This is a genomic window from Natronosalvus rutilus (genome assembly GCF_024204665.1).
GTDB classification, from domain to species: domain Archaea; phylum Halobacteriota; class Halobacteria; order Halobacteriales; family Natrialbaceae; genus Natronosalvus; species Natronosalvus rutilus.
In genome coordinates this window covers 102,898-116,933 of record NZ_CP100356.1, presented here as the reverse complement: position 1 = coordinate 116,933, position 14,036 = coordinate 102,898, and the positions used below count along the sequence as shown (strand labels likewise).

Genomic DNA, 14,036 nt, shown 5'->3' with positions numbered 1-14,036 from the left:
TATCTCCTATCAACGATTTTCACTTGGAATTCCAAACGTGTCATGAAGAAGTTAGGACCTATCCTGGGCGATGTTCGGGGTCGTAAATGAGCGACGCGACACCGAAGGGCGGCCAACGGACCGGCTCGACTCTCGGACAACACATCGACATGGACTCCGCGCGACATGAGATTTCAACCGACACGTATTCGTTCACTCTTGCCGAATACTTATAATCCGATAGCAACGGTGATAGCCGACATCTTTAGGTAGCCTTTCCCAGGGGCACGCATCCTACTCACTGCCGCCGACATCATTACAAACATAAATTTGTAATAGAAGGGGCGCCATGATCGAACCTGTGTAGCGCGGTGTAGGACCATTTTAAATGAATCCGTCACGTCGCGGTCTGGATTCACAAAACACGAATTTTTATGTAAGCCAGCTGTGTGACCATCTGTTGATCGATTTATCGAGCGTCTCGAACAGTCCTAATGTAGAATAAAGTATCATTTTATCGTCTAACGGGGTTCACGACAAGAGTTTTTAGGAATGTCTGATGAGTGCTCGGTAGTGACGCACGTTCACAAAAAACTATAAGGGGCGTTGCCAACCGACACAGACCAACGTAGACCATTCGAATAGGTCCGGTTTCGGAATTCAATAATGAACGAAAGAGTTATATTATTGTTGTAGAACTTTTATTCTTTCTTATAATAACATTGGATATAATGCCGGTGATTTTGGACGTAGAATTCACATATATCGAATATAATTTGGTTCTGTCCGACAGTATTTGTCTGAGAGTGCCACGTTGTGAGGTACCAGTCGAATGGTGCCGTCTACAGATAAAAGCGTCAAGCCACGGAAATCAGGGCGATAAACGACCGCTCTCCTCCGTTGATATCGGGGGTGTCGTGGTCTGGGCCACCCCCGATCGAACACCCAATCGGCTTCGAGATCACCATCAAGTGATGAGATGATGCCACTGTCAGTAATACTAAATACGGGTGTGTACAACAATTGACGATGGCAAAGTTACTTACTGATGACGTTGCGCTCGTTACGGGAGCAGGAAGAGGAATCGGACGTGGAATCGCCACTCGTCTAGCCGCACACGGTTGTGACGTCGCGATCAACGACATTGACAGCGAAGCAGCCGATACCGTGGCGATGGCCCTGCACGAAGAGTACGGTGTCGAGACGACAACCGCGATCGGCGACGTCTCAACCGTGGACGACGCTGAACGCATTGTTGATGAAACGGTGGAACGGTTCGGTGCACTCGACGTATTGGTTAACAATGCGGCGATAATCTCGCCACAGCAGTACGATGAAATCGACGAACGGACCTGGAGGCAGGTACTCGACGTGAACGTGACCGGCGTTCAGAACTGTTCTGCGGCGGCGTTTTCCGAGATGAAAGCACAGGGTGGTGGCCGGATCGTTAATATTGCATCGACGGCTGGTTTGCGTATCAGCCTTCTCGCCGGCGCACACTACACGACATCCAAATGGGGTGTCGTGGGACTTACGAAACACGTTGCACAGGAGGGAGGTGAATACGGTATCCGCGCGAATGCGGTTTGCCCTGGGCCAACGGAGACCGAACGGATCAACGAAATGACCGACGAGAAGCAACGCTTAGAGACTGCCGAAGCGGAAATCCCGCTCGGTCGTTGGGGACGACCTGACGACGTTGGAAAGGCGACGGTGTTTTTGGCGTCGGATCTCGCTGAGTACGTCACCGGGATCGCGCTTCCGGTTGACGGCGGGTTCACGGTCCAGTAACGAATCAGCATAGTATGACGGTGCTATCTCCTTACGGTGGACAAATCGGCAATACCCGAATCGAACGACTCGATGGGCAGATTTCCGTTCGAGCCGAAAAACGGTGACAGCCTAAGTCAGGTGAATCGGAGCATATACAAGCTGATTTCTGGGATATAGGCGATGACGAAGAGGCCGGCCAAGAGCATCCCGTAGAATGGAACGCTCGACCGGAAGACCTCAATCGGATCTGCACCCGCGATGTCGGCCGAGAGATAGACTGACAACCCAAGCGGCGGCGTCAGGAGACCGATCATGAGCCCGTAAACGACGACAACGCCCATGTGAATCGGATCGTAGCCGACTGAGGTGAGCGGCGGCACGACGATGGGAGTGATCATTACGAGAGCAGCTAACGGGTCGAGCACTAAACCAAGTGCGAGTACGAGGAGAATCACCATGAAGAGAACGATGGCCGGTGTCTCAGAGATACTGAATAGGAACTCCGCGAACTGCTGATCGATCCGCTCAACGGAGAGGACGTATGCGAACAGTCCGGCAGCGCCAAGGATGACGAGGATGACGCTTGTGGTCTTCGCTGTTTCGACCGCGGCGTCCCAGATGTACCGGAGGTTCGTGATTCGGTAGACCGTGAGGTTGATGAACAGGATGTAGATGACGGTAACAGCCGCGGCTTCCGTCGGCCCGAAGTACCCCGAGAGCATCCCAACGATCAGGACAACCGGCGTCACGAGTGCCGGAAGTGCGACGATGAACGAACGACCAATCGACTTGAGTGGCGCCCGGTGATCATTTGCTGGGAAATCATTCCGGTAGGCGATGATGAACGTCCCGACCATAAGGAAGATTACGGTCGCAATTGCGGGGAGCGCCCCGGCAATTAACAGATCGAGAATCGACTCCTCTGCAAGGATTCCATAAAGGATCAGCGGGATACTTGGCGGGAACAGCGGTCCGATCGTCGCCGAGGCGCTGGTCAACGCAGCCGAGAAACTGTTGTCGTAGCCTCGGTCAGTCATCGTGTGTATTAGCACCTTCCCGACCCCGCCGATATCCGCAAGTGCCGACCCCGAAATACCGGAGAAAATGAGGCTCGTCAGGATGTTGACCTGAGCCAGGCCGCCGGTCAGGTGACCAACGATATCGTCTGCAAAGTCGAAGATTTTGTCGGTCACCTCACCATGGTTCATCAACGCTCCGACATAGATGAAAATGGGTACCGCGAGCAGCGTGAATGAGTCGACCGTCCGAACCATTCTGTTGACAGGAAATTCCATCGGCGAACCGAAAAACACCAACATGTACACCGACGCTGGCAAGCCGAGCGCAATGAATACTGGGACACGCAGCAATGCGAGAACGAAAAAGAGAACGACGACTAGGACTCCTTCATTAATCATCCGCGGACACCCCTACCAATTTCTTCGTTGAATCGAACGAGGCGGCGAACTCTAGGATGTAGGCGCTGAGCAACAGCGTAAACCCTAGTAAGGGTGCAAGGAAGTAGACCGCACTCGGGACACCGAGACCGGAAACTGTCGAGTTAAAGCCCTCGATAAACGCGATCATGGCGCTGTAGGCGAATATCACACATGCGCTAATATTGACAATAAGAAGGCTAATTTTGTGCCATCGGTCCAGCGGTGTAGGAAGCTTGTCGGTGAAGAAACCAATCTGGATGTGACGCTGTTCCCTCCCGAGCATTCCCAACAGCAGAAAGACCACCCAGACTCCAATGATTTGGGCCAACGGGAGCAATCCGCTGACTCTGATTCCGGCATTCCTAGTAAGGATGATAGCCAAGATGACGACTGGGATTGCGATCACACCGACACTCGTCACATACAGTGACAACTTTTTAAGGTGTTTGGTGAAAGACATGGTCAGTCAGTTAGGCCGTTTATTCGTACGTTTCGCCACTGATCTCTTCAATCCGTTCTACGAAGTCTGGGAATTCGTTGCTGATGTGTTCTCGTGTTTGTGAGACGAACGCATCGTACTCAAGTTCGTCCTTAGTGATTATCTCAGCACCCTCGTCAAGGAACGCGTCTCTCGATTCGTCAATATTAGTCTCGAGTTGCTCGACAGCTTCTGGCTGGGCTTCGTGAATCGCTTCGTAGAAGAGGTCCTGCTGTTCATCGGAAAATTCCTGCCACAGATCGTCGTTGATCCAGAACGCCAGCGCCGGGTGCATGTGGTTAGTCTCGAGAACGTAGTCGGTGTGCTCTTGGATTCCCGCCCCGACCATGATTTCGTACGGGTTCTCCTGTCCGTCGACAGATCCCGTCGAAAGCGCCTGAGGTACTTCGCCCCAGTCTAGTTCCGTGACCTGTGCACCGAGTCCGACAACCGTTTCTTCGAAAATTGGCACCGGGACGCCCCGAAGGAGAATGTCTTCCATGTCGTCTGGATGGTAGACAGCGTCGCCGGAGATGCTGACCCTTCGCGTACCCTGTGGGAATGTTCCGAGTGAACGTAGGCCCGTTTCCTCGGCGATAGCTTCGATGAGTTCTTCGGCACTTTCGGATTGGGTAGGGTCCGTCACCTCTATCATGTGTTCGTATGGATCATCGTCATCGTACATGTATGGCGCGTCGAATATCTGGGCCTCCGGGTAGAAGCCCGCAGCCAGTCCGTACACATTGACGTAAATGTCGAGCGCACCTGACGCGACGTTCTCCATCGATTCGTTGAGCCCACCGAGTTCGTTGTCGGTGAAGGCATCGATTTCAATCTCACCATCGGTCTTCTCGGAGAGCCGCTCGCCCACCATCTTGGCTACGTCGCCGTGAACGGTTCCATCAGCACCCGCCGCGTTCGCTTCCAACGAGTACCCACCGTCGTCATCGCCGAGACAGCCTGCGAATCCGGCGGCCCCAGCCGCAGAGAGTGCAGCGACCGATTTGAGGTACTGTCTGCGCGACCGACTGGACAAATTATGACCTATGTTTGCCATAGTCGATTGAGTACACCTATCATACAAAGTCCTTTCGGCACCAGAAACAAACGTACATATTGTACCATCCCGTCCGGTTGTAGTTGCATACCTCATCCAGACTGAAACGCCCAAACGACCTCCAACAGAGTATTTTTTAAGATAGGGACGAACAGTACTGGTAGATGTCGTATATCGTTAGGATGCCAAAGCTCGGTGTAGAGATGCAAACCGGCGTTCTTCTCGAGTGGTTCTTCGAGGAGGGAGAGGTCGTCACCGACAACGATGTGCTCGCCGAAATCGAGTCCGAGAAGACCGTCGCGGAAGTTGCCTCGCGCGAAGACGGTGTCCTCCGTCGCACGATACTCGGAGAGGGCGAAGAGGTCGAGCCGGGTGCTCCGATGGGAATCGTCGCTACAGCCGATGAGGACATCGATGAGTTGCTCTCGATGGTTGAGTCCGAGGGGGTAAACCTCGATGGCGAATCGGGCGCAGCCAGTAAGGAGTCTGGGGCCGAAGGGTTGGAATCAGCGGACGAGACTACGGTTGACGACTCGACAGCCCCGTCCGAACACGTCCGGGCGACGCCAAAAGCCAAGCAACTGGCCCGCGAGTACGACTGTTCTCTCGAGAGACTTTCGGGGACCGGACCGAAGGGCGCGATAACTGCGAACGACGTCGAACGAGCAGTTTCGGGTAATACCGCCTCGGTTACGCCGCCCCAGTCTGGAGCGAGCGTAGAGACCCGTGAATCGGATCTCGTTACGCCGCGGGCGAGGAAACAGGCTGCCACCCTAGACATCCCGCTGGGGTCAATCTCAGGAACGGGACCACACGGGTCTATCCGCGCAGGAGACGTCGAGGCGGCCGCTGAACGCGACATCACAACCACAAGTGACGCGAGCGAATTACCGACGACAACCGAGTCCCTGACCGTTCGGGAGGAACGACCACTGACGGGAATGCGATCGACGATCGCGCGTAGACTCAGTGAGAGTTGGGAGGCACCCCACGTCACGGTCGATCGGTGGGTTGATGCTGAAGCCATGCTTGATGCCGCCGATGAAGCCGGCGATGTCGTCTCGGTTACCGATATCCTGCTGGGGGCTGTGAGCGAAACGCTAGCAGCGCATCCGGCGTTCAATGCGACATTTGATGGGGAGACTCACACCATCTACGAGGAGCACAACATCGGGTTTGCGGTTGACATCGATGCGGGACTAGTGACGCCAGTTCTTCGGGATGTCGAGCCGATGTCAGTGACCGAAATTGCCCACCAGCGAGGCGCACTGACTGATCGGGTCCTAAACCAGCGCTACTCCTCGAGCGATCTTCAGGAGGGGACGTTTACGATCTCGAACCTTGGCGTATTCAGTGTTGATTCGTTCACGCCGATCATTAACCCACCCCAAGTTGCAATTCTCGGCGTCAACCGCATTAAAGAGGAAGCGAAACAAACCGAGAACGGCATCGAGTTCCGCAAGCAGATGGGCTTCAGTCTCTCGTTCGATCACCGGGTGATTGACGGCGCTGACGCCGCCCGCTTCTTGCAGACGTTAGCCGATACCCTCGAAGCGGCATCGGAAATAATCAATAGTTGATGGATTTAGCAGTGCGGTGAGGGTGCTAAGCTCCCGTCCTCAAGGAGTCGCCCTAGACGAGTAGGGCGGGGTAGTTCACTCGGCCCTATTCAGGTTTCTACGTCGGTAGTCGTAACTGCTGGAAACGATCCGGGAGAAACGCTCCCCATCCAGAACGAATATGTATCCGTAGTGGCTTTGTGTGAACAGTCACGAATGACTTTCCTGAACATCGATAGCCCAGAAGGAAGACAGGAGGCACTTGAAAAGATGCTACTCGCACGTGCCTTTGAGGATACCGTACAGGATCAGTTTGCCGACGGAGAGATTCCGGGGTTCGTTCACCTCTCGCAGGGACAGGAGGCGGTCGCTGTCGGTACCTGTGGCGCACTTCGCGAGGGAGATTACATTACGAGCACGCACCGTGCCCATGGCCACAGTATCGCGAAGGGGCTTGAGCCCGACCGATTGCTCGCTGAGCTCTACGGTAAAGAGCCCGGACAGTGTCGGGGCAAGGGTGGCTCGATGCACGTTGCGGACCTTGACCAGGGGATGCTCGGTGCCCAGCCGATCGTCGGCGCGAGCGCCCCTCTTGCTATGGGTGCCGGAATCACGGCCCAATACGGCAATGAGGACTGGATTTCGCTGGCGTTCATAGGCGATGGTGCCGTCGCGGAGGGGCAGGTTCATGAGTCCTTCAACCTCGCAGCGACGTGGGGACTCCCAGTTGTATTCGTCATCGAAAACAACCTATACTCTGAGGGGATGGTATTTGACGAACAACACAACATCGAGGACCTCGCGGACATGTCCGCTTCCTACGGCGTTCCCGGTGTCGTTGTTGACGGCCAAGATGTAGAGGCCGTTCACGAGGCCGTCTCCGAGGCGCGCCAGCGCGCACTCGAGGACGAGGGTCCGACAATCATCGAAGCTAAGACGTACCGATATAGAGGGCACTTCGAAGGCGACCAGCAGCCATACCGGTCGGACGAGGAGATCGAGGAGTGGCGCGACGAGCGTGATCCGATATCGAACTTTGCCAGGAAACTAATCGAGGCGGGCGAACTGACTGAGTCGGGGCTAGAAGAGCTTCGTGAGACGGCCGAGGCCAAGATGGCTGACGCGCTCGAGTTCGCCCGCAAGGCCGACGAAGCCGACGCCGACGAGGCATACGAGGACGTTTTCGTCGAGACGGTACCGGAGATCGAACAGCACCGCGAGCGTCTAGCGCGTGAACAGCCACATTGGGGTGAGTACTGATGTCAAAGACTGGAGCGACAACCGAATCCACTGAGAGCACCGAGACGATAACGTTCCGCGAAGCCATCCGCGAAGGACTTCGTGAGGAGATGAAAAACGACGATGCGGTCATGCTGTACGGGCAAGACGAGGAGGATGGCGAGTCCTTCGAGGTGACCGCCGGCCTGTATGAGGAGTTCGGCGGACGGCGCGTCCGGAACACGCCGATCAGCGAGGCTGCCCAAGTAGGCGGTGCAGTCGGTGCCGCCGCGACCGGACTTCGACCGGTCGTCGAGTTGAGTTTCTCCGACTTCATCGGGGTCTGCTTCGACCAGATCATGAACCAGGCAGGCAAGACCCGATACATGTTTGGCGGTGCCAGCGAAGTTCCGCTCGTCCTGCGTGCGACCGAAGGTGCGGGACTAAGCGCAGCCGCCCAGCACTCTGGCACCGTACACACGCTCGTTTCCCATCTTCCCGGGATTAAGACCGTCGCACCGTCAACGCCGACGGCCGCGAAGGGGCTGATCAAATCGAGTATCCGTTCACCCGATCCCGTCGTATTCTTCGAGAACAAGACAATTTACGACGAACGCGGTGAGGTGCCGACCAGTGACGACCACACTATCCCGATCGGTGAAGCCTCCATCGAACACCTTGGTGAGGATGTCACCGTCGTCGCGACACAGCGACTGTTCAGCGAGGCGATGTCGGTCGCACAGGATCTCGAGGGCGACGTCAGCGTCGAGGTGATCGATCCACGGACGCTGTACCCTCTTGACGCTGAGACGATCATCGAAAGTGTCGCCAAGACGGGCCGACTCGTCATCGCGGACGAGAGCCCAATGTCGTATGGATTCCACGCCGAGGTCTCCTCGAGAGTCGTCGAAGACGGCTTTTTCACGCTCGATGCGCCGCCACAGCGCGTCGGCGTACCAGATACGCCAATTCCGTTTGCGCCCGGACTCGAAAAGGAGGTGCTTCCCAACGGAGCCGACATCAAACGTGCAATCCGACGGGTCGAGTAAAATGCAGACAACCGAATCAATGGTCCTTCACGAGCCCGGGCGCCTCGAACCCGAGACGTTCGACGTCCCGGACGTCTCGGACTACGGTGCTCTCCTTGAGGTCGAAACAACGTCAGTCTGTGGCTCCGATATCGGCATCTACAAAGGAAAGTCACCGTTCGACTCGTTCCCCCTGCTACTCGGCCATGAGGTGGCCGGACGCATCGTCGACGGTGCTGAGGAGACCCTTGAGCGCTGGGGACTCGAAGTCGGCGACCGCGTCATGCCCGAACCCTACATCCCGTGTTTCGACTGCCAGGACTGTCAGCGCGGTCACTACCACATGTGTGATGAGAATCGCAGCTACGGAGTCACGCTCTCCGCAACGGAGCCACCGCACCTGTGGGGAGGCTACGGCGAATATATGTACCTCGACCCGGACTCGCGCCTCCACCCCATCAGTGACGACGTCTCGGGCCGTGCAGCGTGTCTGGGCAGTGTCATCGGAAACGGCGTTCGCTGGATCCTACGGAAGGGGGACGTTTCACCTGGCGACAGTGTCGCCATCGTTGGCCCAGGTGCGCAAGGGCTAGCCTCGACCATCGTCGCCGCGGAGGCGGGCGCCGATCCGGTGGTCGTACTCGGACTCGAACAAGACGACACTAAACTCGATCTCGCTGCGGACATCGGGGCGACCGAAACGTTGTATTCCGATCAAGACAACATCGCCGAGCGCGCACTCGAGCCGACCGATGGCGAGGGGTTCGACGTAGTCGTCGTCACCGCTCCGGCGTCACCAGCGATTCAGCTCGGGATCGACCTAGTGCGGCCGCGCGGTACGGCCGTCCTCGTCGGTCTGACTGGAAGCGAGACCTCGGTCGAGCTAGACCGAATTGTCGTCGATGAAATCTCTGTCTTGGGTGGTCGTGGGCAGGCGCTCGATGTCGAACGCGCAATGGCGATTCTCGAACGCAACGCTGACGACGTCGAGCGGATCAATTCACATGTGTTCCCTGTTTCGGAGGCCGAAACGGCAATCAAACGCCAACTTCCAGGAGACGCGTTCGATCCGGAGATCGTTCACGCCGCACTCTCTCCAGAATAAGGGGGGATACGATGAAATCCGGTCAGATGTAGACGACGACCGTCTCGGATTCGACTTCGACGTCGTAGGTATTGACCGGCGGTTCGTCGCCGCGTAACGTGGTTCCCTCGCGTTGACACTCAGAGGAGACAGCCTCGTCAGTTTTCACGGCTGCTTGTGAGTCGGCATCGTTACCACCTTCGACGGCAGTCTCGAACGTTCGCGTACGCACACCGTGAGGATTGAATACCGACTCACCGGAGGAGATCTCGAACTCCCAACCGTGCCACGGGCAGCGGACGATTTCTCCGTCGCACTCCCACTCGTACTCGCCAACGGCCGGTGCGCTCGTTGTCCCTGTTACCTCACCTTCACACAGTGGCGCAAGCTGGTGGGGACAGACATTTTGCATCGCGTGGTACTCGCCCTCGATGTTGAACACGCCGACCGGAATGTTGCCAAGCTGAACGAGCGTTCGTTCACCCGGTGGTAGTTCGTTCGCCGGACATATTTCGAATCGTTCGACCATGGATTAGGCGCTCAGCCCGTACAGTTCCGCGGCGTTCTCGTAGTAGATGCGGTCGGTGAGATCATCGGGAAGGTTCGGCAGCGCGTGTTCGGGTGAATCCGAATCCCAATGAGGGTAGTCGCTGGCGAACATTAACGTCTCGTCTGCGTGCATCATCTCGAGGATCTGTTTGAATTGATGTGGCCTCTCTGGGGCGTGTACGGGTTGAGTCGTAAAACGAACATGCTCCCTGATATACTCGCTTGGGGCTTGCTCTAACCACGGTACCTGAGCCCGCGTGGCTCGCCACTCCTCGTCCATACGCCACATGAAAAACGGCACCCAGGTGTAGCCACATTCGGTAAAGACGAATTTTAAGTCGGTGAACTCTTCAAACACCCCTTCAGCGATGATACTCGCGAGTTGCCCCATGAAGACGGCCGGAAACGTGGTGTGCCACTCGAGGTAGGTATTTGGAAAGCCCGCGCCGGTTGGCGACCCTGTGTTCGCCTCCCCTTCTGAGGAAACGTGCAGGGCGACTGGGAGGTCTAGCTCGGCTGCAGCTTCGTAGACAGGCCAATACTGGGGGTCACCCAGCGGGACCTGTGTGCTACCGCCCTGAATGAGGATCTGGACGATGTCCGGGTGCGTCCCCTGTTCACGGATCATCGCCGCGGTCGCCTCGGGGTCTTGCATCGCCACGTGCAATGAACCTCGGAACCGGTCATCCTTCGGAAGCCAGTCATTGATCAGCCACTTGTTGTGTGCTCGAGCGAGTTCGACCGCATAATCCCTGTTCGGAAGGGCGTTAATATTGAAGTGGGCGTGACCGGTGAGGAGCGCATAGTCAATGCCGTACCGGTCAAGGTGGTTCTCCTTGAACTTCGAGTACTCGGAGCCTGCATACTCGAAGTCGTCTGTATCATCAGGGAGTGCATCCTCTCGACCGAACCCCGCTGGGTTTCCATAGGTCAGTGTTGGGATTCGAACCCCTCGATAATCGTACCGTTTCGGCAGGTATCTGGAAATTTCATCCGGCGACCTGTAGCTCTGGTGAAGGTCGCAGTCGATAATCATCTGGCTATTCGCTGTGGATTCGTCCACCTGCTCTTGAGACATCAGGTGTGTTGTCTGTCAACAAGGTACTTAATTATTTATCTAATCATCATTTGTTCAACTATTCTCGACCATCGGCTACTGTCGTAACCGACCGCAGCGATGCGGCTCAGTCTGCCGGAACCGGTATGCTCTTTCGGTATCCATAGAGAGTGAACACATCTCAAGTACACCTCAGATGCAGTGGCAGTACCGACATACTGTCCTCACGCTCTGTACACTCGCGTTTTTCGTCACGATGGTGGCGCGGTTAGCCATCAGCCCGGTCGTACCTGACATCGTTGACGACTTCGGTGTGTCGAACGCGATTCTCGGCCTCGCACTAACACTGCTATGGCTATCGTACTCGCTCGCACAGTTTCCGAGCGGCGTTCTCGCGGATCGGTTCGGCGAGCGGCCAATCATCTTGCTCGCCATCGGCGGTACCGGAGTTGCAACGCTTCTCATTGTTATCTCGCCTGTGTTCGGCCTCTTCCTTTTCAGCACACTTCTGCTGGGGTGCTTCGCTGGATTGCACTACAGCGTCGCGACCACACTATTGACCAGAACCTATGACGACATCGGGACTGCGATTGGACTGCACAATACGGGCAGTCCAGTCGCGGGTGTGCTTACCCCGGTCGTCGTTGCTTGGATCGCCGTTCGCTACGGCTGGCGACCCGCTGTTGCAGTCGGAGCTCTCATTGCCTTCCCAACTCTCGTGCTGTTCTTCTGGCGAGTACGCCCGACGCCGCCCCGCCGACCGTCCCAACCGATGCGGGACCGCGTCGACCTTAAGTCGGTCACTGACCTACTCTCGCGCCCGCCGATTGCGTTCACAGTCTTTGTGGCCGTCGCCTGCGAGTTCGCTTGGCAGGCGACCGCTTCGTTTCTACCTGCGTTTCTCGCCGGATATCACGGACTGTCGACAACGCTGGCGGGTATGGCGTTTGGGGCATACTTCGTGATCCAAGGTGTCGTACAGATCGTCGTTGGGAACGCTTCCGACCGGGTCGGCCGGGACCCGACGATCATCGGTTGCCTCGTAGCCAGTATCGCTGCCTTCTCGGTCCTCGTGGTCGGATCCGGCCCTGTCGCCGTCGCTGTGGGCGTCCTCCTGCTTGGAATCGGAATGAGCTTTATGTCGGCACTGTTGCCCCGATTCCTCGATCACCTCTCGAGCGAGGAACAGGGAATGGGGTTCGGACTTGTTCGTACCGTCTACGGCGTCCTAGGCTCTACGGGGTCAGTAGGCGTTGGCCTGTTGTCTGACGGTTTCGGCTGGGGTATCGCGTTCGGTTTTCTGGCCGTCCCAACCGGGTTTGCGCTTTGTGCGCTCAGCCTCAATGCTGTTCTAGACTGGGGTTACTGAGAGGGCTTTCGACACCTCGTCTATGTGGTGTGAATAGCCTTTCCGAGTGCGGCGGCACACGCTTCCATTACGCTCTCCGAGAGGGTAGGATGAGCATGGACCGTCTCCGCGACCGCCTCGGCCGAGATCTCTGCGGTGATCGCGAGCGTGAGTTCGCCGGCAAGTTCGGAGGCATGCTCGCCGACGACCTGCGCACCAAGGAGCGTTCCAGATGGTTCGTCGACGACGACGCGAACGAAACCCTCTGGGCTATTTGTCGTCAGCGCGCGGCCACTCGCCCCAAACGGCATTCGGCCGACGACCGGCTCAAACCCGGCTTCTGCGGCGGCCGTTTCGGAGAGTCCGACTGTCGCAACCTCGGGATCCGTAAAGACGACCGCTGGAATCACATGGTCGTCAATGCTCGCATCCAGCCCGGCGATTGTTTCGGCGGCGACGATGCCCTCGGCACTGGCCTTGTGCGCCAACATCGGCTCGCCGGCGACATCGCCCACCGCAAAGACGTGTTCTAGGTTCGTTCGACAGCTGCCGTCGATGGCGATAAATCCGGCGTCAGTCACCTCAATACCGGCGTTTTCGAGGTCGACCGAATCGGTGACTGGTTGCCGACCGACGGCGACAATGGCCCGGTCGGCCTCGTAGTAATTCTTCTCGCCGCTGTCGAGTTCGGTCGTCACCGTGACCTGGCTGCTGTCGACCGTGCAGTCGGCGGCTAATTCCCCGAATACGAACGTCACGCCGAGCGATTCGACATGCGAGCGGATCATCTGTCGGAGGTCGTCGTCCCAGCCGGGAAGTACGTCGTCCTCGTACTCGAGGACGGTTACGTCGACGCCGAGTTTCTGGAACAGGGTCGCCAGCTCGAGCCCGATGTATCCCGCCCCTATAATGACCAGTCTTCGCGGCAGCTCCTCGAGTGAGAACACGTCTCTGGAAGTCATGACACGGTCATTCTCGAACGGAAATCCGGGGAGCTCGATCGGCCGGCTTCCGGTGGCGATGATGGCGTGCTCGAACGAGACGGTCCGTTCATCACCGTCTGATGTCTCGACCGTGAGTTCGGTTTCATCGACGAACGTCGCACGGCCTGCAAGGAGGTCGACATTAGCAGCCTCACAGAGCTGTTCGACGCCGCCGGTAAGTTGGTCGATAATGCCCGACCCCCACTCGAGGAGTTCGCTCCACTCTACGTACGGATCGGCATAAATTCCGGCCGACTCTCGGTGGCTGGCCTCATGGACTAATCCGGCGGCAGACAACAATGCTTTCGACGGAATACATCCGTAGTTGAGACAAGTTCCACCGAGCGCGTCGGCATCGATAAGTGTGACGTCTATCTCAAGCTGTGCGGCTCGGATTGCGGCAACGTAGCCCCCAGGGCCTCCACCAATCACTACCAGGTCTGATCGACTGGATGCAGTCATTTCTCAGTCTAGATTTGGATGA

The 14,036-nt window shown here is 57.0% G+C and carries 12 protein-coding genes; 6 read left to right on the top strand and 6 right to left on the bottom strand.

What is annotated here, in order from left to right; all coding sequences use genetic code 11:
* Positions 1-1,008 precede the first annotated feature (1,008 nt).
* Positions 1,009-1,770: an SDR family NAD(P)-dependent oxidoreductase gene (locus NGM29_RS18940; protein ID WP_254161229.1), complete on the top strand. Its 762-nt coding sequence runs from the start codon at positions 1,009-1,011 to the stop codon at positions 1,768-1,770.
* A 116-nt stretch (positions 1,771-1,886) separates the two neighbouring features.
* On the opposite strand, the gene NGM29_RS18935 is transcribed toward NGM29_RS18940, so the two are convergent.
* The 3 genes from NGM29_RS18935 to NGM29_RS18925 all read right to left on the bottom strand — a co-directional run bounded on the left by NGM29_RS18935 (position 1,887) and on the right by NGM29_RS18925 (position 4,726).
* Complete coding sequence (locus NGM29_RS18935; protein ID WP_254161132.1) at positions 1,887-3,170, bottom strand: TRAP transporter large permease; 1,284 nt, start codon at positions 3,168-3,170, stop codon at positions 1,887-1,889.
* Positions 3,163-3,597 (bottom strand): TRAP transporter small permease, encoded by a 435-nt coding sequence (locus NGM29_RS18930; protein ID WP_254161130.1) that lies wholly within the window; start codon positions 3,595-3,597, stop codon positions 3,163-3,165. Before NGM29_RS18930 ends, NGM29_RS18935 begins: the two co-directional genes overlap by 8 nt.
* A 73-nt stretch (positions 3,598-3,670) precedes the next feature.
* Positions 3,671-4,726 (bottom strand): TRAP transporter substrate-binding protein, encoded by a 1,056-nt coding sequence (locus tag NGM29_RS18925; protein WP_256548200.1) that lies wholly within the window; start codon positions 4,724-4,726, stop codon positions 3,671-3,673.
* Between the two features lie 164 nt (positions 4,727-4,890).
* Here NGM29_RS18925 and NGM29_RS18920 point away from each other — a divergent pair, with 164 nt between their 5' ends.
* The 4 genes from NGM29_RS18920 to NGM29_RS18905 all read left to right on the top strand — a co-directional run bounded on the left by NGM29_RS18920 (position 4,891) and on the right by NGM29_RS18905 (position 9,636).
* Entirely contained in the window at positions 4,891-6,306 is a 1,416-nt protein-coding gene (locus NGM29_RS18920; protein ID WP_254161126.1) for a 2-oxo acid dehydrogenase subunit E2, read from the top strand.
* Between the two features lie 195 nt (positions 6,307-6,501).
* The gene (locus tag NGM29_RS18915) at positions 6,502-7,545 is read left to right on the top strand and encodes a thiamine pyrophosphate-dependent dehydrogenase E1 component subunit alpha (protein WP_254161124.1); all 1,044 of its coding nucleotides are present in this window, start codon (positions 6,502-6,504) and stop codon (positions 7,543-7,545) included.
* A complete protein-coding gene (locus tag NGM29_RS18910) occupies positions 7,545-8,552 on the top strand; it encodes an alpha-ketoacid dehydrogenase subunit beta (protein WP_254161122.1) in 1,008 nt (335 codons plus the stop codon). Before NGM29_RS18915 ends, NGM29_RS18910 begins: the two co-directional genes overlap by 1 nt.
* Before the next feature lies 1 nt (position 8,553).
* Complete coding sequence (locus tag NGM29_RS18905) at positions 8,554-9,636, top strand: zinc-dependent alcohol dehydrogenase (protein WP_254161120.1); 1,083 nt, start codon at positions 8,554-8,556, stop codon at positions 9,634-9,636.
* A 22-nt stretch (positions 9,637-9,658) separates the two neighbouring features.
* Here NGM29_RS18905 and NGM29_RS18900 read toward each other — a convergent pair whose 3' ends face one another.
* Together NGM29_RS18900 and NGM29_RS18895 are read right to left on the bottom strand one after the other, a co-directional pair.
* Positions 9,659-10,144, bottom strand: coding sequence for a Rieske (2Fe-2S) protein (locus NGM29_RS18900; protein ID WP_254161118.1), 486 nt, complete (start codon positions 10,142-10,144; stop codon positions 9,659-9,661).
* 3 nt (positions 10,145-10,147) lie between these two features.
* On the bottom strand, positions 10,148-11,242 hold the full coding sequence (locus NGM29_RS18895) for an amidohydrolase family protein (RefSeq protein ID WP_254161116.1): 1,095 nt from the start codon (positions 11,240-11,242) through the stop codon (positions 10,148-10,150).
* 175 nt (positions 11,243-11,417) lie between these two features.
* Between NGM29_RS18895 and NGM29_RS18890 the strand changes: the two genes are divergently transcribed.
* The gene (locus tag NGM29_RS18890) at positions 11,418-12,590 is read left to right on the top strand and encodes an MFS transporter (protein ID WP_254161114.1); all 1,173 of its coding nucleotides are present in this window, start codon (positions 11,418-11,420) and stop codon (positions 12,588-12,590) included.
* Between the two features lie 20 nt (positions 12,591-12,610).
* On the opposite strand, the gene lpdA is transcribed toward NGM29_RS18890, so the two are convergent.
* On the bottom strand, positions 12,611-14,014 hold the full coding sequence (gene lpdA, locus NGM29_RS18885; RefSeq protein ID WP_254161112.1) for a dihydrolipoyl dehydrogenase: 1,404 nt from the start codon (positions 14,012-14,014) through the stop codon (positions 12,611-12,613).
* Between the last annotated feature and the right edge of the window lie 22 nt (positions 14,015-14,036).